The 25,351-nt window shown below is 32.7% G+C and carries 21 protein-coding genes, 3 rRNA genes, 1 pseudogene and 1 other annotated feature; of the genes and pseudogenes, 2 read left to right on the top strand and 23 right to left on the bottom strand.

Features of this window, described 5'->3' with window-relative positions:
• Positions 1-32: 32 nt before the first annotated feature.
• From CDIF1296T_RS18330 to CDIF1296T_RS18370, 9 genes are all read right to left on the bottom strand, one after another.
• Positions 33-899, bottom strand: a complete 867-nt coding sequence (locus CDIF1296T_RS18330) for an ATP-binding cassette domain-containing protein (protein WP_009898745.1) — start codon at positions 897-899, stop codon at positions 33-35.
• Positions 892-1,761 carry an alpha-D-ribose 1-methylphosphonate 5-phosphate C-P-lyase PhnJ gene (locus CDIF1296T_RS18335; RefSeq protein WP_003435861.1) on the bottom strand — a complete coding sequence of 290 codons (870 nt, stop codon included), beginning with the start codon at positions 1,759-1,761 and terminating at the stop codon, positions 892-894. The genes CDIF1296T_RS18330 and CDIF1296T_RS18335 overlap by 8 nt, the downstream gene beginning before the upstream one ends.
• A gap of 19 nt (positions 1,762-1,780) precedes the next feature.
• Positions 1,781-2,866, bottom strand: a complete 1,086-nt coding sequence (locus CDIF1296T_RS18340) for a carbon-phosphorus lyase complex subunit PhnI (RefSeq protein ID WP_009892103.1) — start codon at positions 2,864-2,866, stop codon at positions 1,781-1,783.
• 2 nt (positions 2,867-2,868) lie between these two features.
• Positions 2,869-3,444: a phosphonate C-P lyase system protein PhnH gene (phnH, locus tag CDIF1296T_RS18345; RefSeq protein ID WP_003435864.1), complete on the bottom strand. Its 576-nt coding sequence runs from the start codon at positions 3,442-3,444 to the stop codon at positions 2,869-2,871.
• Positions 3,445-3,458: 14 nt separating this feature from the next.
• A complete protein-coding gene (gene phnG / locus CDIF1296T_RS18350; protein ID WP_009892105.1) occupies positions 3,459-3,890 on the bottom strand; it encodes a phosphonate C-P lyase system protein PhnG in 432 nt (143 codons plus the stop codon).
• Between the two features lie 337 nt (positions 3,891-4,227).
• Positions 4,228-4,998, bottom strand: coding sequence for a TatD family hydrolase (locus CDIF1296T_RS18355; RefSeq protein WP_009898746.1), 771 nt, complete (start codon positions 4,996-4,998; stop codon positions 4,228-4,230).
• A gap of 29 nt (positions 4,999-5,027) precedes the next feature.
• Positions 5,028-6,965, bottom strand: a complete 1,938-nt coding sequence (gene metG / locus CDIF1296T_RS18360; protein WP_003435867.1) for a methionine--tRNA ligase — start codon at positions 6,963-6,965, stop codon at positions 5,028-5,030.
• An 83-nt stretch (positions 6,966-7,048) separates the two neighbouring features.
• Positions 7,049-7,295: a binding site (T-box leader), on the bottom strand.
• A gap of 65 nt (positions 7,296-7,360) precedes the next feature.
• Positions 7,361-7,882 (bottom strand): spore maturation protein B, encoded by a 522-nt coding sequence (locus CDIF1296T_RS18365; protein WP_009898747.1) that lies wholly within the window; start codon positions 7,880-7,882, stop codon positions 7,361-7,363.
• Between the two features lie 15 nt (positions 7,883-7,897).
• On the bottom strand, positions 7,898-8,482 hold the full coding sequence (locus tag CDIF1296T_RS18370; protein WP_003427659.1) for a spore maturation protein A: 585 nt from the start codon (positions 8,480-8,482) through the stop codon (positions 7,898-7,900).
• Positions 8,483-8,613: 131 nt separating this feature from the next.
• On the opposite strand from CDIF1296T_RS18370, the gene CDIF1296T_RS18375 reads away from it, so the two are divergent.
• Positions 8,614-10,044, top strand: coding sequence for a nicotinate phosphoribosyltransferase (locus CDIF1296T_RS18375; RefSeq protein ID WP_003427657.1), 1,431 nt, complete (start codon positions 8,614-8,616; stop codon positions 10,042-10,044).
• Between the two features lie 36 nt (positions 10,045-10,080).
• Positions 10,081-10,509, top strand: coding sequence for an Lrp/AsnC family transcriptional regulator (locus CDIF1296T_RS18380; RefSeq protein ID WP_003421494.1), 429 nt, complete (start codon positions 10,081-10,083; stop codon positions 10,507-10,509).
• Positions 10,510-10,696: 187 nt separating this feature from the next.
• Here the strand turns inward: CDIF1296T_RS18380 and CDIF1296T_RS18385 are convergent, their stop codons facing one another.
• From CDIF1296T_RS18385 to greA, 14 genes and pseudogenes are all read right to left on the bottom strand, one after another.
• Complete coding sequence (locus tag CDIF1296T_RS18385; RefSeq protein ID WP_003435869.1) at positions 10,697-11,401, bottom strand: HDIG domain-containing metalloprotein; 705 nt, start codon at positions 11,399-11,401, stop codon at positions 10,697-10,699.
• Positions 11,402-11,423: 22 nt separating this feature from the next.
• Positions 11,424-12,257: a 16S rRNA (cytidine(1402)-2'-O)-methyltransferase gene (rsmI, locus tag CDIF1296T_RS18390; protein ID WP_009898750.1), complete on the bottom strand. Its 834-nt coding sequence runs from the start codon at positions 12,255-12,257 to the stop codon at positions 11,424-11,426.
• Positions 12,258-13,004, bottom strand: a complete 747-nt coding sequence (locus CDIF1296T_RS18395; protein WP_003435875.1) for a tRNA1(Val) (adenine(37)-N6)-methyltransferase — start codon at positions 13,002-13,004, stop codon at positions 12,258-12,260.
• Between the two features lie 77 nt (positions 13,005-13,081).
• Positions 13,082-13,975: a PSP1 domain-containing protein gene (locus CDIF1296T_RS18400; RefSeq protein WP_003427637.1), complete on the bottom strand. Its 894-nt coding sequence runs from the start codon at positions 13,973-13,975 to the stop codon at positions 13,082-13,084.
• A complete protein-coding gene (locus tag CDIF1296T_RS18405) occupies positions 13,972-14,907 on the bottom strand; it encodes a DNA polymerase III subunit (protein WP_003435878.1) in 936 nt (311 codons plus the stop codon). The genes CDIF1296T_RS18400 and CDIF1296T_RS18405 overlap by 4 nt, the downstream gene beginning before the upstream one ends.
• A 2-nt stretch (positions 14,908-14,909) precedes the next feature.
• Entirely contained in the window at positions 14,910-15,599 is a 690-nt protein-coding gene (locus CDIF1296T_RS18410; protein ID WP_009892113.1) for a dTMP kinase, read from the bottom strand.
• A 130-nt stretch (positions 15,600-15,729) separates the two neighbouring features.
• A complete protein-coding gene (locus CDIF1296T_RS18415) occupies positions 15,730-17,139 on the bottom strand; it encodes an aminotransferase class I/II-fold pyridoxal phosphate-dependent enzyme (protein ID WP_009898754.1) in 1,410 nt (469 codons plus the stop codon).
• A gap of 154 nt (positions 17,140-17,293) precedes the next feature.
• Positions 17,294-17,485: a DUF378 domain-containing protein gene (locus tag CDIF1296T_RS18420; RefSeq protein WP_003427633.1), complete on the bottom strand. Its 192-nt coding sequence runs from the start codon at positions 17,483-17,485 to the stop codon at positions 17,294-17,296.
• A 119-nt stretch (positions 17,486-17,604) separates the two neighbouring features.
• Positions 17,605-17,721 (bottom strand): 5S ribosomal RNA (gene rrf / locus CDIF1296T_RS18425).
• Positions 17,722-17,848: 127 nt separating this feature from the next.
• Positions 17,849-20,746: ribosomal RNA gene (locus CDIF1296T_RS18430) — 23S ribosomal RNA — on the bottom strand.
• 188 nt (positions 20,747-20,934) lie between these two features.
• Positions 20,935-22,437 (bottom strand): 16S ribosomal RNA (locus tag CDIF1296T_RS18435).
• Together the 16S, 23S and 5S rRNA genes form the textbook arrangement of a ribosomal RNA operon.
• Positions 22,438-22,722: 285 nt before the next feature.
• Positions 22,723-22,917 carry a hypothetical protein gene (locus CDIF1296T_RS18440; RefSeq protein ID WP_009898755.1) on the bottom strand — a complete coding sequence of 65 codons (195 nt, stop codon included), beginning with the start codon at positions 22,915-22,917 and terminating at the stop codon, positions 22,723-22,725.
• Positions 22,918-23,225: 308 nt separating this feature from the next.
• Positions 23,226-24,755: a lysine--tRNA ligase gene (gene lysS, locus CDIF1296T_RS18445; RefSeq protein ID WP_003434963.1), complete on the bottom strand. Its 1,530-nt coding sequence runs from the start codon at positions 24,753-24,755 to the stop codon at positions 23,226-23,228.
• A 14-nt stretch (positions 24,756-24,769) separates the two neighbouring features.
• Positions 24,770-25,249, bottom strand: a pseudogene (greA, locus tag CDIF1296T_RS18450) (transcription elongation factor GreA).
• Positions 25,250-25,351 lie beyond the last annotated feature (102 nt).

The following is a 25,351-nucleotide window of genomic DNA, read 5'->3' on the forward strand; positions in this document are numbered from 1 at the left end:
AAACCCCCATTTTGCTTATTTACAAACGATATTTATAGCAATGAATTTATAAGTTGCTGAGTATATGGGTGTTGTGGGTCCTCCATTATTTGGTCTGTAAGACCAGACTCAATCACACTTCCATTTTTCATTACAATTGTCCTATCAGCAAGCATCTTTATAACATCAAAGTCATGGGATACAACTATCATAGAAATCTTAAGTTCTCTTTGGATTTCTCTTATTAAATCCAATACTTCCGCTTGCACAGAAACATCTAAACCTGTTGTAACCTCATCTAATAGCAATATTGGAGGGTTATTTGAAAGAGCTTTTGCTATTTGAACTCGTTGTTGCATTCCCCCACTAAAGTATTTTGGTTTATGGTCTATTCTTTCTACAGGTATATTAGTTTTTATTAAAAGTTCTTTGCCTCTATCTCTTATTTTTTCAACATTATATAAATTTGCCATCAATAATTTTTCTGCTATATTACCACCACTACTAAAGTCTAAATTTAAACCAAGGTGGGGATTTTGATACACAATACCCATAAAATGATTCTTTATGTATCTCTTTTTTTGGTCTGAAAGCTCTAGTATATTTGTGTCTTTATTGTAATGGAATATATATACTTCTCCACTATTTGCATGTTCTTGGAAAAACAGTATTTTTAATAAAGTGCTTTTTCCTGAACCAGATTCACCTACAATTCCAAGGACTTCTCCTTCATAAAGTTCTAAATTTACATTATTACATGCAACTATAGAACCACAATACTTACATATATTATTGCTTTCATATCCTGTGCTTTCAAAACACTTTTCACACCCATCTCCATAAATAAGATTGATATTTCTTCCTATTAATACTTGCTTGTCTATATTTTCTAATCTTTTAGAGTCATTTATTTTACTCATTCCAAGTACCTCCTATTGTCACATCTATACTGTTATTTTTTAATCTAACTTTTTCACAATAACTTGTATCTGAGCAACTATAGTACTTTTCATTAGTGTCACTGTCATATACTTCATCTAAAAATGTATTTGTACTGTTACATAAACTACAGTATTTTCCTTCAAACTTTTCCTCTTCAAACTTATAATCCTCAAACTCTAAAGGTTCTACCTTTGTATATGGAGGAATAGCATAAATTCTTTTTTCTCTACCTGCACCAAACAAGAATAAATTGTCTGACATATTTAATTTTTTTATATCAAATCTAGGTATAGGTGATGGATTCATTAAATATCTATCATTTACTTTACATGGATATTCAACTGCTATAGATATATCATTAAATCTAACTATATCTTCATAAAGATATACCCACATCCTACTATAATCTTCTTCTGAATGCATTCTTCTTGTTTCTACTTCACTAGGTTCTACTATTCTAAGGGTTTCTGGTATTGGTACTTGAAATATTAGTATTTGATTAGATTTAAGTTTTTCTTCTGGTATTCTATGTCTCGTTTGAATCAATGTAGCTTCTAATGTATCTTTTGTGGTTTCTACATTACTTACACTTGCAATAAAGCTCCTTATATTACAAGCATTTGTAGAATCATCACTTCCTTGGTCAATTACTTTTACTACATCATTTTTACCAATTAATGATAGTGTTAATTGTAAACCTCCAGTACCCCATCCCTTAGCTATAGGCAACTCTCTTGAACCAAAGGGAACTTGATAACCAGGTATTGATATTGCTTTTAATATCTTTCTTCTTATTTCTTTTTTTGTGTTTTCGTCTAAAAAACCATAGTTATATATCACCTAAACTTACCTCCACAAACTATTTTATTCTTTCTACATCCGCTTTAAAATCTACATAGTGAGGAAGCTTAAAGTGAGATATAAATCCTAATGAATCTATTCCATCTATATGAAGCAATACAAATTCTTCATCTTGTGCTAGTTTTTCACTATTTGGCTCCAAAGATTTGTCTAGTATGGCCATAGATATAGCCTTATTCTCATTATTCCCCATACAAAGACCATATCCTAAAGACATCTTATTTTTATCTTCCGAATTAGTTTTAGAATTTTCAGTCTTATTTTGTGATGCTTTTGAAACTATTTCACATTCAGTAACCAGCATATCCCCTATTATTATTTCTTCATCTTCATAGATGGGATGTTTTACTTTTATAAATACATTACCAGTTCTAAGTTCACTTATATATGGATGTTCATCACCAAAACCTCTTACAATAGCATAAGCAAAACCTGACACTACTCCACTTTCACCTCTAGTTAATGCCTGTAACTTTGCTGACCTAGAAACTGGAAATCTTAAACTATTTCTTGTAATATCATCAATAACTTCTTCCAATTTGTTTTCACAAACTTCTTCTTGTAATAAATTTTCTTTTCTAAATATATTAGATATTTTTGTAAATTCAGGGATTTCATCTACTGTTTCTAATTCATTTATAAAACTATCTCTAAAATCTCTATTCTTTTTTTCATCTTCTTCTAATAATTCTACATTCAATATTCTATTTTCATAATCTCTAGTTGCCCCAAGATACTGACCTCCTGGTATATCTTTAAAAGTAGCTGATATTCTTCTTTTTATTCTCATTTCTTCTGTATTTATGGGTTCTGAATATGTAATTCTAGGCATTGTTGACCTTAAAGCTCTTACATAGAAAGAGGCTTCTAATATATCACCTTGAGCTTGTTTTATAGCCAATGCTGATAGTTCCTTGTTGTATAAACTTCCTTCAGACATTACTTTGTCTACAGCATAAGACATTTGTTCCTCAATCTGCTTTACATCTATAGGCAAGCTATCTCCTTTTACCCTATAAAACTCAAGTATATTTTTAGCCTGTAATATGGCTTCTTCTCCACCTTTAACTGCTACATAAGCCATTTCTATAATACCTCCCAACTTAATTTTGATGACCTTGGTATAAATGCAATTTCTCCTTTTTTATCTACTAAAATCAAATCTATTCCTATTGGATAATCTTTATTTATGCTAGATAATCTTTCTATAAATTCTTCTCTAATTCCATTTATATATATACTATTTTTAGATTTTATACCAGGACCACTCAAATCAAGCTTTATATACTTAGTTTGAGAGTACGTTGATAAATCATTTACTTGATGTACTATAGTTGCACTTTCATCAGGATATTCAAAAGAACCTATTTTAATCTGTAATATATCCACTTCTGAATTAATATCTAAAAATATATAATCTGATTTTCTATAATCTATTTGATTTGACATTGTAAGTGCTCTTATATTTTTTATATCTTTTTGAGTATAATTTTCTATATAGAAGGTAACTTCTTGGTCTAATAAAGTGATTGCTATACCAATTGCTCCATTCAATAGTTTTGTATTATTTTCTATATTTATATTATCTATATTATTTAATTTCCCAGGAAATGAAGCACTATCTAGCATCTTTCTATATATTTCTTGTGTATAATTTACCATGATTCTCCTCCTATTTAATCCATAGCATTGAATTGAACTTTCGTTTTATTAATCAAGCTAAATTCATCAATAATCTCTTGTTCATACCTTAAGTTCTCTTCATATACACTTTTATTTATGTAATTCTTTAACTCATCAAATTTACTGTTATTGCTATGTAAAACTGCATCTATAACTGCTAAATAAATGGCTTTCTTATTATTGTTTTCTGAAACTATTCCGTAACCCAAGCTTTCATCTACCTTTACACTACATTCAGTAACTAATATCTCTCCTAAATTAAATGTTGTGTTTTTTACACTTTCATTAGCTCTTACCATTACTGTAGCCAAGTTAGGTTCTTTAATTATAGAAATACTTGATGTATCTTTTATCATTGAGTATATCTTTTCTAGTTTCTCTAAGTTCATATTTATCAATATCTTAGTACTATCAACTGTATACAAAATTCAACCTCCTTAATCTACCTTTCGTTTACTTCTCTTTAATAATATAATAAACAACTTAAGTTAAGTGAATATTAGAGTTGAGTTAATTCTAATGAATATCTTGTAAATTCTTTTTTAACAATGTTAAGAAAATATATTTTAAAATATGAATTAAATAAATAAAAACAAACTATCTCAAAATATGATAAACTTCTTTTTCATTGTTGAAATGATGAAAATATATTTGATTTCATAAAAAAAAGAGTGCCTCATGAACTAAAAAACTCATTTTGAGGCACTCTCATCCTATACTTATAATGACTTATTATATATATCATTATAAGATTTAATTTGTCTATTTTATATTAAAAAATTTCTTTGCATTTTCTTTTGTAACTCTACATACTTCTTCATAAGATATCCCTTTTTCCTGGGCTATCTTATCAGCAACAAAAGATACTTGGGAAGGATTGTTTCTCTTTCCTCTATGTGGCTCTGGTGACATATATGGTGAATCAGTCTCTATGAATAATCTTTCTAGAGGTATTTCTCTTACTACTTCTCTAGTTTTTTTATTATTCTTAAAAGTAACCGTGCCTGGAATTGATATATAACAACCCATCTTAACATATTCTCTAGCTAACTCTACATTCCCACTATAACAATGAAGTACACATCCTATTTCAGGATTTTTAGTATTCTTTATTATCTCAAAAGTATCTCCATGTGCATCTCTATCATGTATTATTATTGGAAGTTTTAGCTCATTAGCTAATTCAATTTGCTTCTTAAACCACTCTTTTTGTTCTTCTCTTGGAGAATAATCATAATAATAATCTAATCCAATCTCTCCAATAGCTACAACTTTTTCATTCTCAGTTGCAAGTTTTCTTAGAGTTTCTATTGCTGTATCATCTAGTTTTGATACATCATGTGGATGTACCCCAACTGCTGAATATATAAAGTCGTATTTTTTCGAAAGTTCAATTGCTGTTATCGACGTCTCTATATCTGCTCCTGGATTTACAACCAAATCTACACCTTTATCTTTTAATGAACCAATAAGTTCATCTCTATCTTCATCAAAACTTTCATCATTTAAATGTGCATGTGAGTCAAATAACATCTTTAATCTCCTTACTATTTAATTACCTACTAACGAACCTCGCATCCATCTTTAGCCCCTTGTGTAAATGGTAAAACATATGGGTCTCCATCATCACCTGCTGCTAATATCATACCTTGAGATTCTACACCTCTTAATTTAACTGGTTTTAAGTTACATACCACTGTAACCTCTTTTCCTACTAAATCCTCTGGCTTATAGTATTCAGCTATTCCTGATACTATTTGTCTTGTTTCTGGTCCAATCTTAACTTGTGATACTAATAATTTATTTGCTTTTGGATGTTTTTCACAGCTTATTATTTTCCCTACTCTAAGCTCTATTTTGTCTAAATCATCAATAGTAATTTCTTCTTTATGCTCTAAAGGTTTTTCTTCTACTGGAGGTTTCCCAGAGAACATTTTAGTTAATTCTTCTATCTCTTTTTCTACATCTAATCTTGGGAATAAAGGTTCACCTTTAAATACTTTTACATTTTCTCCAATAAGACCAAATGTTTTTGTACTTTCCCATGTAGTTATATCATCTTGACCTTTTATTCCTATATGTTCATATATTTTATTAGCAGTCTCATTCATTATAGGATTTATTAGTGTTGCGATTATTCTTATAGATTCACATAAATTATATAAAACTGTGTCTAATTCATCTTTCTTCGTTTCATCTTTAGCTAGTGCCCAAGGCATAGTTTCATCTATATATTTGTTAGTTCTTCTAACTAATTTCCATACACTCTCTAATGCTTCATGGAATTGCATTTTATCCATTTCAGCTTCAAAGTTTTCTCTAGTTGAAACAGCTTGTTCTTTTAAGTCAGCATCAAAATTAGTTGAAACTTTTGCTGTTGGTATTATACCATTATTGTATTTTTCAACCATAGCTACAGTTCTACTTATTAAGTTTCCTAAATCATTTGCTAAATCATAATTTATTCTCGTTACAAAATTTCTATGAGTATAACTTCCATCTTGCCCAAATGCAAACTCTCTTAATAAGAAGTACTTAAGTGTGTCTATTCCATATCTTTCTATTATAGGTTCTGGATAAACCACATTACCCTTTGATTTACTCATTTTATCATCAGCAAATAGTATCCATCCATGTCCAAATACTTGTTTTGGAACTTCTAGACCTAAAGCCATTAAAAGCGCTGGCCATATTATTGTATGGAATCTCACTATTTCTTTACCTACTATTTGAACATTGGCAGGCCAATATTTTTTAAATTCTTCATCATTATCAGTCATATAACCTAATGCTGTTATATAGTTACATAAAGCATCTACCCACACATAAATTACATGTTTTTCATCAAAAGGAACTTTTATACCCCAGTCAAAAGTCGTTCTAGTTACGCTTAAATCTTCTAATCCTTTGTCTAAAAAGTTTGCCACCATTTCATTTTTTCTAGCAGCAGGAAAACAGAAACTATCATCTTTAAATAACTCTTTTAATCTGTCTTCATATTTAGATAATCTAAAGAAATAAGATTCTTCTTTTACTAAATATGTTTCTCTTCCACAGTCAGGGCATTTATTTCCTTCTAGTAATTGAGATTCTGTCCAGAAACTCTCACAAGGAGTACAGTATCTACCTTCATATTCACCTTTATATATATCACCTTGCTCATATAGTTTAGTAAATATCTTTTGTATTATGTCTGTATGTCTTTTTTCTGTAGTTCTTATAAAATCATCATAAGATATATCCATAGTATTCCATAAGGCCTTTATATCTTTTATCATTCCATCAAGATACTCTATCTCTGACATTCCTTGTTCTATGGCTTTCTTTTGAATTTTTTCACCATGCTCATCTGTTCCTGTTAAGAACTTTACATCATATCCACAGAAACGCTTGAATCTAGCTATTGTATCTGCAGCTACTGTTGAATAAGTATGTCCTATGTGTAATCCTCCACTTGGATAGTATATTGGTGTTGTTACATAAAAACTCGGTTTGCTCATGTTATTTACCTCCTAATTTTTTATCGTTCGTAATCATATGATTCTTTCATTTAAATAATAAAAAATCGCCTCCTATGAGTTAACATAGGGGCGAGATTATTCACGGTACCACCCTAATTCATCTATAATAGTTATGTTTCACATGAAATGTAGAAACATTTTATAGATACCTTAGTAGACTATAACGTGTCCAACCGTTTTACCCTAGCACACTTGCTCAGATAAAAAGCTCCAAGACCATCTTCAATAAAGCTTTTGACACTAGCTTTCACCTAACCTAGTTCTCTGATAGAAAAAACCTTTATTTACTCTTCTTTTCATAGCTTGTAATTTGTATTACTATTTGTTTCTATATAATCACTATATTATAAAATTTTTCCCATATTGTCAACAAATTATACAAATATTACATAGCAAATAAAAACAGCTGCTATGACACCTGCAACATGGCTAATCATAGCACATGATAATGTATGTCTAGTATTTTTTATCTTCAGACTTCCATAGTATATTGCCATTGTGTAAAAAATAGTCTCAGAAGAACCTACAATCGTAGCACCCATTTTTTCTACTAAACTTCCTATTCCAACTCTATTTGCAAGTTCACTGTACATCCCTAAAGCACCACTTCCAGATAAAGGTTTTACACTTATTAGACCTATTAATTCTTTTGGTATACTCATCATATTTGCTATTGGTGTAAATAGCCATTCTAACATATCAAGACCTTTACCAGTTTTGAATATTCCTATTGCCAAAAATATACCTATTATATATGGTAGGATATCCCATGCAGCTTTTAATCCATCAATTGCTCCTTTTACAAAACTATCATACACATCTATTTTTTTATATTTACCATAAATTACTATGTACAGAATTATTATTGGTATAAGTAAGTTTGAAAATATCTCCATGTATCTACATCCCCTTTATCTATATCTTCTTTGAAAAAATTTACATGTTATTATTGCTACTGCTGTAGATATTATGGTTGCAAATAAAGTCGTAAAAATTATTTCACTTGGATTTTGAGCCCCCATATCCATCCTTAGTTTGATTATGGTAAATGGAATTATTTGTATAGATGATATATTGATTACCATAAACATAATCATATCATTAGTGGCTGTATCTTTCTTGTTATTCAAAGTTTGAAGCTCACTCATTGCTTTTAAACCAAATGCTGTTGCACCATTTCCAGCACCCAACATATTTAAAGCAATATTCATAACTATATAAGACATTGCTTTATGACCTTTTGGAATAGAAGGAAATAATCTTCTCATTATAGGATTTAGTTTTTGACCTATCTTTTCAATTAAACCTGATTCTTTTGCGATATTCATTATCCCCATCCAGAGTGCCATGATACCAGCTAGACTTATTGCAAACTCTATACCTTTTGATGTTTCACTTAATATAACTTTATTTAATTCACCCATATTTTTAGAAATCAAGCTTCCTATTATTCCTATCGATACCATATAAAACCATATTTTTCCTATTATAATCATCCTCCTCTTTAAATAATTTTATGATAGTTAGGTAATACTTTATACTTGAAAGTTGTACTATATTATGTTTTAGTATAAGTGTGGGAGTTTTTACAATTTTTAATATTTAATAATAATTAAGGAGAGAAATAATGAGAAATCTAACACTTCTTACTGATTTATATCAGCTTACTATGTTAAATGGCTATTTTGAAAAGAATATTCATGAAGACATTGTTGTATTTGATATGTTTTTTAGAAAAAACGCTTGTGATGGAGGGTATACTATAGTTTGTGGTATTGATCAGGTTGTTGAATACATAGATAATCTTCATTTTTCAGATGAAGATTTAGAGTACTTAAAAAACTTAAATTTATTTTCTGACAAGTTCTTAAAATTTTTAAAAGAATTTAAATTCACAGGAGATATATATGCTGTTGAGGAAGGAACTATCATGTTCCCTAATGAGCCATTAATTACTGTTAAGGCACCTTTATATCAAGCTCAACTTATTGAAACAGCATTGTTAACAATAGTTAATTTTCAGTCTCTTATTGCTACTAAAGCCTCTAGAGTTTGCTTTGCAGCTCAAGGAGACCCTGTATTTGAATTTGGATTACGTCGTGCACAAGGTCCAGATGCAGGGATATATGGGGCTAGGGCTGCTGTAGTTGGTGGTTGTGCTGGAACTGCAAACGTACTAGCAGGGAAAATGTTTGATATACCTATAATTGGTACACAAGCTCACAGTTGGGTACAAAAATTTGATAATGAACTTGAAGCATTCCAAGCATATGCTGATGTTTATCCAGATAAATGCCTACTACTTGTAGATACTTATGATGTATTAAACAGTGGAGTTCCTAATGCAATAAAAGTATTCAAAAATATTTCTGAAAAAGGATACAAACCTATGGGTATAAGACTTGACTCTGGAGATTTAGCTTATTTATCTAAAGAAGCTAAAAAACAATTAGATAACGCTGGCTTTTCAGATATCAGCATCACTGCATCTAATGACCTAGACGAATATACCATAACATCACTTAAAGCAGAAGGAGCTACTATAAATTCATGGGGAGTAGGTACAAAGCTCATTACATCTTTCGATTCACCTTCTCTTGGAGGAGTTTATAAATTAGCTGCATCTTGTGAAAAAGGAGTTCTTGAACCTAAGATAAAGATTTCTGAGAATCCAGAAAAAATAAATAATCCTGGTTACAAGAAAGTTATAAGAATATATAACGAAGACAATAAGGCAGAGGCAGATTTGATTATGTTACATGATGAAGTTATAGATGAGTCTAAACCTTTAGAAATCTTCCATCCTACTTATACATGGAAAACAAAGGTATTTACAAATTACAAAGTTAAAGAGCTTCTTAAACCATTGTATATAAAAGGCAGATGCAAATATAATAAAAAAGCTGTTCTTGAAATAAAAAATCATGTACAATATGAATTAAGTACTATCTGGGAACAATACAAAAGACTTTCAAAACCACACATTTATAAGGTTGATTTATCTAGAAATCTTTGGTATTTAAAAACACAAATGATAGATTCTAAAAAAGTTTTATAGCATTAATTATTTTTATTTAAGGGGGACTGTTTATTTATGGATGTTACAGATTACAGAATCATAGAAATTTTACAGGATGATGGGAGAATTTCTATGAAGGACTTAGGAAAAATAGTTGGTTTAACTTCTCCTGCAGTTTCAGAAAGAGTCAAAAGATTAGAAGAGTCTGGTGTTATAGAAGGATATAAAGCTATTGTCAACCCAGATTCATTAGGCAGAGTTATAAAGGCATTTATTCATATTTCTCTTCCAAGCAATGGATATACAGAATTTATTGAGTCAGCTGCAAAGGACCCTAGGATTGTAGAATGTCACCATATAACAGGTGATGATTGCTTACTTTTAAAAGTAATTGTAAAAGATATGTACGAGCTAGAAAATGTGATTGATACTATAAAGAAAATTGGTTCTACTAAGACCTCTGTTATACTATCAACGCCAATACAAGCAAAATCAATATTGTAATATAAATTAAATACTAATGGTTTATTAATTAATAGACCATTAAGTATCCTTAATAAAATTTCAATTTTTGATATAAAAAAAGTTGTCTTTCATAATTTTACAACAAAGACAACTTCTTTTATGTTTTTGAAATCCGTATATTTCAAACTTTAATTAATCATCTAAAACTCAATTATATTAACTAAATTTATACATGTGTATAATTACTCTTATACAAGTAATTTGTTAAAATATATTCCATATATGTCTTTAACACACTGACTTCTCCACTCTTACCCAATAATTTTACTGTAGACACTATATCTGCATACCCAAGCATTATTACACCTATAGTGTCCTCATCTACTAAGTTAAATACATTAATTAATTCTTTCCTACTCAAATCATTTTTCTTATATAGAGACAAAAGTATCATATGATATCTTACATATTTACTTATAAGTCTATATGTCTCTGTTGATAACTCTAACTTTATTCCCATATTGTCAATTATTTGAGCACCTATTTTTTCATGATTTGTGAAATGAACTCTTCCGGTTTCATCTAAGGTCATACTGTCAGGCTTACCTATATCATGTAAAAATGTTCCCAGCTTTAATACATGTAACTTATTTATTCCTTCTTCAATATATGTGTTTAAATAGTTTGACACATGTTTTCTTAGATGTATTGGAAAAAAATCCTTATCATTTAATACTATTTCTAATTCTTTTAATGCATTTATAGAATGTTCAAAACAATTTACTACATGATATTTACATTCACCTACAGACTTCATACAGCTTATTTTAGGAATTATTTTTTCTAATTCATGCTTATTATCTAATTCTATAAATATTTTATGTGTATCTTCCCTCTTTAAACTCTCTATTATAATTTTCCCTATTTCCATAAAATCACCTCAGATTCAGGCTTTATAAATCTAAAACTTGTTTATAAACCACATCTTTCTTTAACTTTCTATCTTTACAAACTATTTTTATTGCATCTTTTTTGTTCATACCACTTTCAATTAGTTTTAAAACATATTCCCTATCTGTAAGCCCATCATAATTTTCTTTCTTTGACTTCTCACCATGAAAACCCTCTACTATTAATACAAACTCTCCTCTTACTTCTTTTTCCTCAAATATTTTTATGGTAGTTTCTATATTTTCTCTTATTATTTCTTGATATTTTTTTGTAAGTTCTCTATTTATAGAAATATTCCTATTACCAAGAATTTTAAGCATATCTTTTAGTGTATCCTTCAATCTATGTGGTGATTCATAGAAAATTATAGTTCTACTTTCTTCCTTTAATTCTTCCAATTGTGCTTTCCTAACTTTTTTATCTCTATCTAAAAAGCCCTCAAAAACAAATCTATGTGTGTCCATACCAGAGCCAACTAAAGCCGTTACAAAGGCTGTTGCACCTGGCAATACTTCTATCTCTATGTTATTTTGTATAGCTTGTTTTATTATCTCTTCTCCTGGGTCAGATATACCAGGCATACCTGCATCACTTATCAGAGCTATATTTTCACCATCAATTAGTTTATTTATCAAATAATCTCCCTTTGAATCCTTATTATGTTCATGATAACTAGTTAGTGGTTTTGAGATTTCAAAATGATTTAAAAGTTTTATACTATGTCTTGTATCTTCTGCTGCAATCAAGTCTACTTCTTTTAATATTCTTAAAGTTCTATATGTTATATCTTCTAGGTTTCCTATTGGTGTTGGACATATGTACAATTTCCCGCTCATTTACAACTCTCCTATATCTTTATTATTATATATTGCTTTTAATTCTTTTGTATAATTCCCATCTTCTCCATAAACATACAATGGGTCCAATATTTTAAGCTCTGGCCTTCCATCTTTTACAAATTGAACCAAAACTAAGTTCGGTGCTTTTTGAGGTCTTGGATGCACAAATTGAATAACCTTTGGTTCTAATTTATATTTTCTCCCTAAAGTTATTATATCAACCAATCTTGTTGGTCTATGTATCATGAAGAATTTTCCTCTAGGCATAACCAATCTGGATGCAGCTCTAATTACATCTTCCAAATTGCACCTTACTTCATGTCTTGATATTGCTTTTTTATCATTTGGATTTTTTATTCCATCAATATGCATATATGGAGGATTTGATGTGACTACATGGTAACCATTTATGTCTAAGACTTTGTCTATGTATTTTATATCTTCATTTATAATCTCAACTCTTTCTTCTAATCCATTTAATTTTATAGAACGAGTTGCCATTTCATATACATCTTCTTGTATTTCCACGCCAATAATTTTTTTAGCTTCACTTTTTCCAGCTATCAAAATAGGTATAATTCCAGTTCCAGTACCCAAATCTACTACTTTGGCATCTTTTTTTATTTTAGTAAAATTGGCTAATAAAACTGCATCTATACCAAAACAAAAACCATTAGTATCTTGTATAATTTTAAGGCCTTTTAATTGTAAATCATCTATTCTTTCTGAATCTTTTAATTGCATATATAAATTCTCCTCAAATATTAATAACTTTAAGCATTAATTGCTTTAAAAAAGGTAGGAAAAGCCCTACCTTAAATTTAATCTTCTAATTTCTTTAGCTCTCTTAGTGTGGCTTCATCTAATCCATCATTATCCTTACATTTACCACCACAGCCATCACATTTTTTAGGCTCTCTAAGTATTTTTATATCTTCTCTTGTATATATCTTTACTGTCTTGTCTTGAAATTCCACTTTAATTTGTTCTAATAAAGGATTCACTTCTACAACTTTTCCTTTTCCATCATCTGATTGCACCAATGCACCTACAACAGGCATTTTTTCTATTGCTTCACTATATACATCATGCTCATATTTTAAGCAACAGAATAATCTCCCACATATTCCAGATATTTTTGTTGGATTTAGAGATAGACTTTGGTCTTTTGCCATTTTTATTGAAACTGGTTGAAAATCACCTAACCAAGATGAACAACAAAGTTTTCTACCACAAGGCCCTAGACCTCCTATAGATTTAGCTTCATCTCTGACACCTATTTGTCTAAGTTCTATTCTAGTTTTAAATATAGCAGCTAAGTCTTTTACCAATTCTCTAAAATCTATTCTTCCTTCTGCTGTAAAGTAAAAAATCAACTTATTCCTATCAAATGTATACTCACAATCTATTAAAAACATTGTTAACTCATGTTCTTTTATTTTTTGTTGGCACAACTCAAAAGTTTCTTTTGCCTTTTCCTTATTTTCTAGATATACTTTTTTATCTTCTTCTGTAGCTATTCTTATAATTGGCTTCAAAGGAGAAACTAATTCGCTTTCATCCATATCTTTTGGACCAACGACTACTTTCCCATACTCCAAGCCTCTTGCAGTTTCTACAACTACATCCATATCTTGCTCTATATTAAAATCAACAGGGTCAAAATAATATATTTTCCCAGCACTTTTAAACCTTATACCTACTATCTTTATCATTTAATCACCTCGTATATATTTAAAGACATAACTTGTATGCTTATATTGAAATTGCAATTGCTTTTTATTTTACTCTTTGCATCTTCTATTATATCAATAATCTTGGACAATTGAGAATAACTAATTTTTCCACTCATATTTTGAATGAAAACTAGCTTATCTACATTTATTAACATGTTCTTGTTTACATTTTCTTTTAATAGGATGATATCTCGAAAATAGTTTATCATCATATCTAATAAAGCTATAATCTTACCTCTATATTTTTCCATATTATTTGGTATATTTAAAATCTCCACTATGTTTTTATCTAACATTATCTGAATATACTGTTGTATATCTTCTCTCATCATTGAAAACTCAGAAGACTGAGATAGATTTAGAGCATTCTCAATACTTCCTCTCGAAAAAATAGCCAATAATTGAGCTCTTTCTTCTTCTATACCTGTATTTATCAAATAACGTTTTAAGTCTTCAATTGGTATAGGTGAGAACTTTATTATATCACATCTAGATTTTATAGTTTCTAATAAAGATTCCTTGTTGTTTGTGACTAAGATTATTATAGCATAGTTTGGAGGTTCCTCTAACGTCTTTAAAAGTGCATTTTGAGCTTCCACAGTCATTTTTTCAGCATTATTGATTATATATATTTTATAGTCTTTATGAGGTCTTATTACTATATCTGATTGTAAATTTCTGATTTGAGCTATTTTTATACTATTTCCATCTGGTTTTATGAGTACATAGTCTGGACTATTTTCGAGATTTTCATAATCAAGTAATAGTTTTGATAATTCATCTGCAAATTTCTTTTTTCCTATTCCATCCATTCCTTCAAACATATACGCATTATTAAGTTTATTTTTCTTTATAGAATTTGTTAAATATTTCTTTGCAAAATCTTGCCCTATAATATTTTCAAAATACATATTTATCTCTCCATAGGTTTTATTGAATCAAGAACTATTTTATAAATTTCATTATGTATACTTTCAATACTTCTTAATTTGTTATCTAAAACACAATTTATTTTTTTCCAATCATATTTATCTGCTATATATAAAGCATTGTTGTAAGATTTCTCTAAATACTCTATGTCACTTTCATGAATATCCTTTTTTTCTTCCCCTGTAATTTTATTTTTTCTATTCTCCATAAGCTTTTTACTAAATTCAATAGGCACATCTAAAAATATAACACAATCAGGTTGTGGTATCTTAAATAAATTAAATTCATAATCAGCTAACCAATTTAAATACTCTTCTCTATCACAAATATCCATTTTAGAGGCCTGATGTACCATATTAGAGGTTGTATATCTATCTGCGATAATTATTCCACCTTCATTGTAAAACTCCTCCCAATCGGTTTTAAATGATGCATACCTATCAGCTGTAAAAAAAGTTGATGCTATATATGGGTCTACATCTGATGCATTTTTACCAAAGTCTCCTTTTAGGTACATTTTCACCAAGGCAGATGATGGAGATTCATAATTTGGATATTCTACCTTTTTAATCATATAGCCTTCTTTTTTTAATCTTTCATATAATATTTCTGTTTGAGTAGCCTTTCCACTTGCATCTGAACCACTCTCTATAATTATTAACTTACCTTTCATTTTCATATCCTCCATACAAACACTTTTTACTTTTTTAGTACTTTTATTAGATAGCTCTATATAAGCAGTCTATTTATTTCTCTTCACAATTTTAAACTATCTACTTCTATCTACTTTTATATCATAATTTTTAAATGTCTTCTAAATCTATTACTTGTATAAAATTTAAATCTACATCTTTCAATCCACTCACAATCATGCCTTTAGAATGACAAAACATTAGATAGTCTATTATTTCTTTACTTATTACTTCACCAGGAGATATTACACTTATTCCAGGTGGGTATGGAACTATACATTCACCACAAACTTTACCTATGCTGTCATATATTTTAACACTTTTTTTAGTTTTATAAAATGCTTCTCTAGGTGTTAATATTTTCTTTGGAATAACAACAGGGTATTTTTTATTTTCTAACTTTTCAAATTTAAAGTCTTCCTTTACAACATTGTTTAATGCTGTTTCTAAACTAGAGAAATCCTCAGCAGTATTTCCTATTGTACATATTAAAAGAACTCCATAATAATTAGATAACTCCACTTGTATGTTATATTTATTTCTCAAAATATTTTCTAGTTCATAACCTGTTAAACCCATGTTTTTAGATGATATAAATATTTTTGTTTTATCATTTGTGTCGTATATATTAATATTTGAATCAACTTTATTTTTGAAAGTTATAATATTATTTAAAAGCTCTTCCATTAATTCTTTTCCTTTATTTTCATATATATCTACTGCTAATTCCAGAGAAGATAATAATAAATATGAAGGGCTTGAAGATTCTGTAATTCTTAACATGTTCAATATTTTATCTATATCAACTCGGTCTCCCTGTATATGTATCATTGACGATTGTGTAAATGCTGGAAGAGTTTTATGTGTACTCTGTACAACTATATCTGCGCCTTGCTCAAGAGCTGTTTTAGGAAGCCTCTCGCTAAGCCCTAAATGCGCACCATGTGCTTCATCTACTATCACTACCATCTTTTTGCTATGTGCATAATTACATATGTATTCTAAATCATATGTCATTCCATAATATGTAGGATAAGTAAGCAGTACTGCTTTTGCATCCAAGTTTTTATCTATTATATCAATCACATTACTTATAGATATCCCTTTTAAGATATTTGTCTCTTCACTTATCTCACAAGGCACATACTCTATATCTATATCTCCTAAAATACATCCATTTATAACAGACTGATGACAGTCTCTATTTGTTATTATTTTACTTTTAGGACTACATACTGACATTATTGCAGATTGTATTCCACAGCTACTACCATTTACTAAATAGCAAGTATAATCACTTTTAAATACTCTTGATGCTTTTTTTTGTGAATTTTTTATAATTCCTTCCGGAAAGTGTAAATTATCTGTTCCTAATATCTCAGTTGTATCCATTTTATACAAATTTTTTAGTATATCTTTATATCCTAACTTTTTATAAACCTGTCCCTTTTTATGACCAGGCATATGAAAAGATATTACTTCTTCATTTACAATCTTATTTAATTCATTAATAATAAACATATATTAATAGTACTCCTTTTTTACATAATACTTCTTTTTAAAACTTCAATTCTTATCTATTTTACCATTAAAAAAGAAACAAATTAATATTTTTATAAAATTAAATACCTCATTCTAAACATTTAGAATGAGGTATTTAACATAAAAGCATAAATTATTCTCTATCATCAGACATTAAACTTGGTATTAAGTATAATCCAGCTAAACCTACAATGAAGTATATTATTCTACTTACCATTTCATATGTTCCACCAAAGATACTACCTATTAAGTCTGTACCTAGAATACCAATTGCACCCCAGTTAAGCGCACCTATTATAGCTAAAATTAAAGCAACTTTTTTCACTTATATCACTCCTCAAGAATTAAATTTTTATAAAGTCCATAATTCCTGTGTTTAGTTTTCCCGAAATGAAAAAAGAAATACGTATTTTTTGTTTTTTTTGACAAAAAATAAAAAAAATTACGTGGCTACGTCCTACTCTCCCAGGCAGTTTCCCACCAAGTACCATCAGCGCTAGAGAGCTTAACTTCTGTGTTCGGAATGGGAACAGGTGTATCCTCTCTGCTATTGTAACCACATAATCTTTATGCTTAATATTTCTATTAAGTTTTTAATAAGTTTATAGAATCTAGTAATACTAGTTTCTTTAGAGTTAGCACTCTAAAAACTACACATATATCTTAATGAATGAACATCAAATAAATATTGGTCAAGTCCTCGACCTATTAGTATCGATAAGCTAAATACATTGCTGCACTTACACCTTCGACCTATCAACCAGATAGTCTTTCTGGGGTCTTACCCTTGCGGTGGGAAATCTTATCTTGAAGTTGGCTTCGCGCTTAGATGCTTTCAGCGCTTATCCATTCCGTACATAGCTACCCAGCCATGCCCTTGGCAGGACAACTGGTACACCAGAGGTACGTCCATCCCGGTCCTCTCGTACTAAGGACAGGTCTTCTCAAATTTCCTACGCCTGCGACGGATAGGGACCGAACTGTCTCACGACGTTCTGAACCCAGCTCGCGTACCACTTTAATGGGCGAACAGCCCAACCCTTGGGACCTACTACAGCCCCAGGATGTGATGAGCCGACATCGAGGTGCCAAACCTCCCCGTCGATGTGGACTCTTGGGGGAGATAAGCCTGTTATCCCCAGGGTAGCTTTTATCCGTTGAGCGATGGCCCTTCCACGCAGAACCACCGGATCACTAAGTCCGATTTTCATCCTTGCTCGACCTGTATGTCTTGCAATCAAGCTCTCTTTTGCCTTTACACTCTACGTACGATTTCCGACCGTACTGAGAGAACCTTTGAGCGCCTCCGTTACCTTTTGGGAGGCGACCGCCCCAGTCAAACTGCCCACCTGACAGTGTCCCAAGACCAGATTCATGGCCTATGGTTAGAGTCCCAGTACTACAAGGGTGGTATCCCAAGGATGGCTCCGCCAAAACTGGCGTCCTGGTTTCAAAGCCTCCCACCTATCCTGTACATGTAGTACCAAGACCCAATGTCAAGCTACAGTAAAGCTCCATGGGGTCTTTCCGTCCTGTCGCAGGTATCCGGCATCTTCACCGGAATTACAATTTCACCGAGTCTGTTGTTGAGACAGTGCCCAAATCGTTACGCCTTTCGTGCGGGTCGGAACTTACCCGACAAGGAATTTCGCTACCTTAGGACCGTTATAGTTACGGCCGCCGTTTACTGGGGCTTAAGTTCACTGCTTCGATTGCTCTAACAGATCCCCTTAACCTTCCAGCACCGGGCAGGCGTCAGCTCCTATACATCGTCTTGCGACTTAGCAGAAACCTATGTTTTTGGTAAACAGTCGCTTGGGCCTATTCTCTGCGGCCACCTGATGGTGGCACCCCTTATCCCTAAGTTACGGGGTCATTTTGCCGAGTTCCTTAACAACAGTTCTCTCGCTGGCCTTAGGATACTCTCCTCACCCACCTGTGTCGGTTTGCGGTACGGGTACCTTTAACCTCGATAGAGACTTTTCTTGACAGTGTGAAATCAGCTACTTCGCTACTAAATTTCGCTCCCCATCACATCCCAGCATTATCAAAGCGGATTTGCCTACTTTGACTGCCTCAATGCTTGGGCACACATAACCAACAGTGTGCTTAGCTTATCCTACTGTGTCATCCCTTCTCTCAAACGGTTATCGGTAGTACAGGAATATCAACCTGTTGTCCATCACCTACGCCTTTCGGCCTCAGCTTAGGTCCCGACTAACCCAGGGCGGACGAACCTTCCCCTGGAAACCTTGGGTTTACGGCCTGTGGGATTCCCACCCACATTTCGCTACTCATGCCAACATTCTCACTCCCATACTGTCCACATGTCCTTACGGTCATGCTTCAACCCGTATGGGAAGCTCCCCTACCCATCATTACTGATGCCGTAGCTTCGGTAGTAAGTTTTAGCCCCGGAAATCTTCGGCGCAGGATCACTCGACCAGTGAGCTATTACGCACTCTTTGAATGAGTGGCTGCTTCTAAGCCAACATCCTGGTTGTCTGTGCAATCCCACATCCTTTACCACTTAACTTACATTTAGGGACCTTAGCTGACGATCTGGGCTGTTGCCCTTTCGACTATGAATCTTATCACCCACAGTCTGACTCCCAAGTATAAGATGACGGCATTCGGAGTTTGATAGTCTTCGGTAGGTGCAATACCCCCTAGGACATTCAGTGCTCTACCTCCGTATCTCTCACCTTGAGGCTAGCCCTAAAGCTATTTCGGGGAGAACCAGCTATCTCCGGGCTCGATTGGAATTTCACCGCTACCCACAAGTCATCCCCGAGCTTTTCAACGCTCGTGGGTTCGGACCTCCACGAAATTTTACTTTCGCTTCATCCTGCTCATGGGTAGGTCGCCCGGTTTCGGGTCTACGTCAAGTAACTGAACGCTCAGTTAAAACTCGCTTTCGCTACGGCTCCGCACCTTAAGTGCTTAACCTTGCTACTTAACGTAACTCGTTGGCCCGTTCTACAAAAAGTACGCGGTCACACAAGAAATGTGCTTCCACAGCTTGTAAGTGCAGGGTTTCAGGTTCTATTTCACTCCCCTCCCGGGGTTCTTTTCACCTTTCCCTCACGGTACTATACGCTATCGGTCACTAGGTAGTATTTAGCCTTGGAGGGTGGTCCCTCCTGCTTCCCACAGGGTTTCACGTGTCCCGTGGTACTCTGGATCATATCTAAAGTCTTTTCGTTTAACATACAGGACTATTACCTTCTGTGGTGGGTCTTTCCAAACCTCTTCAATTACGATACCTCTTCGTTATGATATGTCCGCAACCCCAATAAAGAAAACTTTATTGGTTTGGGCTAATCCGCGTTCGCTCGCCGCTACTTACGGAATCGAATTTCTTTCTCTTCCTTCAGGTACTTAGATGTTTCAGTTCCCTGAGTTCCCCTCATTAAGCTATGTATTCACTTAATGATACTTAGACATTACTCTAAGTGAGTTTCCTCATTCGGAAATCTTCGGATCAAAGTTTACGTGCAACTCCCCGAAGCTTATCGCAGCTTATCACGTCCTTCATCGGCTCCTAGTGCCAAGGCATCCGCCCTGCACCCTTAATAACTTGACCAGTTAAAAAGGTTTGATAGATTAGAAGCTATCAACTTCGATAATTTTAAAAAGTTATCAGCTTTATATATTACAAATTAGATGTCATATCACTAAGTATATATGCAGTTTTCAAAGTGCTAAAAGTGCTAATTTTGAGTATTCGTAAAAACGAACCCTCAAAATTAAACAGTAGGCAATTCTCCTTAGAAAGGAGGTGATCCAGCCGCACCTTCCGATACGGCTACCTTGTTACGACTTCACCCCAGTTATTGATTCCACCTTCGACGACTTCTTCCAAAAGGTTAGATAATCGGCTTCGGGCGTCTCCAACTCCCGTGGTGTGACGGGCGGTGTGTACAAGACCCGGGAACGCATTCACCGCAGCATTCTGATCTGCGATTACTAGTAACTCCAGCTTCATGTAGGCGAGTTTCAGCCTACAATCCGAACTGAGAGTAGCTTTAAGGGATTAGCTCCACCTTACGGCTTGGCAACCCTCTGTACTACCCATTGTAGCACGTGTGTAGCCCTAAGCATAAGGGGCATGATGATTTGACGTCATCCCCACCTTCCTCCAGGTTATCCCTGGCAGTCTCTCTAGAGTGCCCAACTTAATGATGGCAACTAAAGACAAGGGTTGCGCTCGTTGCGGGACTTAACCCAACATCTCACGACACGAGCTGACGACAACCATGCACCACCTGTCACCAATGTCCCCGAAGGGAACTCTCCGATTAAGGAGATGTCATTGGGATGTCAAGCTTAGGTAAGGTTCTTCGCGTTGCTTCGAATTAAACCACATGCTCCGCTACTTGTGCGGGTCCCCGTCAATTCCTTTGAGTTTCACTCTTGCGAGCGTACTTCCCAGGCGGAGTACTTAATGCGTTAGCTGCGGCACCGAAGGGGGTAACCCCCGACACCTAGTACTCATCGTTTACAGCGTGGACTACCAGGGTATCTAATCCTGTTTGCTCCCCACGCTTTCGTGCCTCAGCGTCAGTTACAGTCCAGAGAGCCGCCTTCGCAACTGGTGTTCCTCCTAATATCTACGCATTTCACCGCTACACTAGGAATTCCACTCTCCTCTCCTGCACTCAAGTCTCCCAGTTTCAAGAGCTTACTACGGTTGAGCCGTAGCCTTTCACTCCTGACTTGAAAGACCGCCTACGCACCCTTTACGCCCAGTAAATCCGGATAACGCTAGCCCCCTACGTATTACCGCGGCTGCTGGCACGTAGTTAGCCGGGGCTTCCTCCTCAAGTACCGTCATTATCTTCCTTGAGGACAGAGTTTTACGACCCGAAGGCCTTCATCACTCACGCGGCGTTGCTGCATCAGGCTTTCGCCCATTGTGCAATATTCCCCACTGCTGCCTCCCGTAGGAGTTTGGACCGTGTCTCAGTTCCAATGTGGCCGATCACCCTCTCAGGTCGGCTACTGATCGTCGCCTTGGTAAGCCGTTACCTTACCAACTAGCTAATCAGACGCGGGTCCATCCTGTACTGGCTCACCTTTGATATTCAAGAGATGCCTCTCAAATATATTATCCCGTATTAGCATACCTTTCGGTATGTTATCCGTGTGTACAGGGTAGGTTACCCACGCGTTACTCACCCGTCCGCCGCTCTTTACCGAAGTAAATCGCTCAACTTGCATGTGTTAGGCACGCCGCCAGCGTTCATCCTGAGCCAGGATCAAACTCTCAAATAAAAGTTTATCAGGCTCAGATACTATTGTTATCAAAATATCTGGCTTTATGGTTTGTTTCTTGTTTTATAAATTAACCTACTGTTTAATTTTCAAAGTTCATTTTTTATGTTTGCCCTTTTCTTAAGGACAAGTAATACTATATCACCTTAAAAATAATTCGTCAATACTTTTTTTGTTTTTTATTTTAAAAAAGGTTATAACTTTTGGTTTTTTTTAATAAATATAATTAAAACTAATAGATATAACCCTTGATATTACAAACAATGCATGCATATATAATTTTACCTATTTTGCAATTTTATTTTCATAAGAATATGAATTAGCTCTCACTCTATCTACCCAAACATTTATACTCTTAACTTTATTAACATTAGTTGTACCCTCAAAAATATCCATTGCATCCTTACAAAAATATATCATAACATCAAGAACCAAAAATCCAACACAAAATAAACATAAAAAATTAATTACTTGAAACATCAGACATTCCCCCAATAATTTTTTATATATAGTATTCTCATAAATTATTCTTTTTACCTTCTCATAAATTATTCTAAATATTTTCATAATAAATTACTTTCAATCATATTTTCTAAATATAAAGTCTCAATCAACAAAAACTAATATCAATTTCTAACGTTTGTTGGTAATTTATAAATTAAATATCTAAAAGAATCTTTGAAGCATATAAAAAGCATTCTACACTGACATTTTAAATAAAATTTAGCTATTTATTGATAATTTAATAGCTAAACTTTATTTAAAACTTAGTAGAATGCTAATATTTCTTAGTTTTCTTCTTCTTTATTTGGATTGTTATCAATAGGTTTCATAGTCGGGAATAATAATACATCTCTTATAGATGGAGAGTTAGTTAATAACATAATTACTCTATCTATACCTATTCCTAGTCCTCCTGTAGGAGGTAGACCTACCTCTAATGCTTTTAAGAAATCTTCATCCATTTCAAAAGCTTCATCATCACCTAATTCTCTTTTTCTTAATTGGTCTATAAATCTTCCTTTTTGGTCAATAGGGTCATTAAGTTCAGAAAATGCATTAGCTAACTCCCACTTATTAGCAAATGCCTCAAATCTATCAGTTCTTCTTGGGTCTTCAACATTTCTCTTAGATAATGGAGATACTTCAACTGGATGATGAGTTATAAATGTTGGTTGGATTAATTTATCTTCTCCAAATTCTTCAAAGAAAGCATTTATTACTTCCCCTCTTCTCATTCCAGGTTTTATCTCTATACCTTTTTCCCTAGCAACTTCTAGTGCCTCTTCATCTGTATTTATAGTAGAAAAATCTACACCAGAATATTCTTTAACACAATCTTCCATACTCATTCTTTTCCAAGGTGGTGTAAAGTTTATTTCTGTTCCTTGATAGTTAACTATCATACTTCCTGTAGCAACTTCAGCCATATGTGCAATAACATTTTCTGTTATTTCCATCATATCAGTATAGTCTGCATATGCTTGATATAATTCTATTGCAGTATATTCAGGATTATGTTTTAAATCCATACCTTCATTTCTAAACATTCTTCCCATTTCATAAACTTTATCAAATCCACCAACAATAAGTCTTTTTAAATACAATTCATTCGCTATTCTTAAATACATTGGTATATGTAAAGTATTATGATTAGTTATAAATGGTCTAGCATTTGCCCCACCTGCTATAGTATTTAATATTGGAGTCTCAACTTCTAAAAATCCTCTATCATCTAAGTATGCTCTTAATGCTTTTAATGCTTTTGTTCTAATTAAAAAAGCATTTTTTACTTCTGGATTTACTATTAAGTCAACATATCTTTGTCTATATCTTAGTTCTTGGTCTTTTAATCCATGATATTTTTCTGGTAAAACTTGTAAAGATTTACATAGTAATACTACAGATTTAGCCTTTACAGATATTTCACCTTTTTTAGTTTTAAAGATTTCTCCTTCAATTCCAACTATATCTCCAATATCATATGTTGAAAATACACTATATTCTTCCTCTCCTATAGCATCTAGTCTTACATAAGATTGGATTCTTCCCTCTTGGTCTTGAATATCTATAAAGCCAGCTTTTCCTTGTATTCTCTTGCTCATTATACGTCCTGCTATTTTTGTAGTTTTACCTTCAAGAGAATCAAAGTTATCTTTTATATCCATAGAATAATGAGTTCTATCATATCTACTTTCTTTAAAAGGATCTCTACCTGACTCTTGTAATTTTTTTAGTTTATCTCTTCTTACTTGAAGTACTTCACTAAGGTCTTCTTGAATTTGCGCTTCTTCATTGCTTTGTTGATTATTTTTCATTTTTTTCCTCCAAATTATCTTCTTATTTCTAATATTTCAAACTTAGCAACTCCATCAGGAACTTGCACTTCCACAACTTCTTTCGCAGCTCTACCTAAAAGTGCTTTCCCTACAGGAGATTCGTTTGATATTTTACCATCATATGGGTCTGCTTCTGTCGAACCAACTATAGTATATTCAACCTCTTCATCAAATTCTAAATCCTTAACTTTAACTATTGATCCTATTGTAACAACATTAAGGTCTATTTTGCTTTCATCTATGATAACAGCTTTTCTAACCATATTTTCTAATTTTAAAATTCTTTCTTCAACTTGTGCTTGTTCCTTTTTAGCTTCATCATACTCAGCATTTTCAGATAAATCACCAAAAGATATAGCAACTTTTATTCTCTCTGCAACTTCTTTTCTCTTTACAACCTTTAAGTTTTCTAATTCTTCTTCTAATTTATCATATCCCTCTTATGTCAATAAAAACTCTTTATTTTCTTCCATTATAAATACAACTCCTTCACAAATTTCTTAGGAATTTTCCTAATTATATTTTAAAAATTTTATAATCTTTTTTTAATTTATGCGCTATATTATAAGTCACTA

Origin of the sequence: Clostridioides difficile ATCC 9689 = DSM 1296 (assembly GCF_001077535.1) — a bacterium.
In the GTDB taxonomy this organism is placed as follows: Bacteria; Bacillota; Clostridia; order Peptostreptococcales; family Peptostreptococcaceae; genus Clostridioides; species Clostridioides difficile.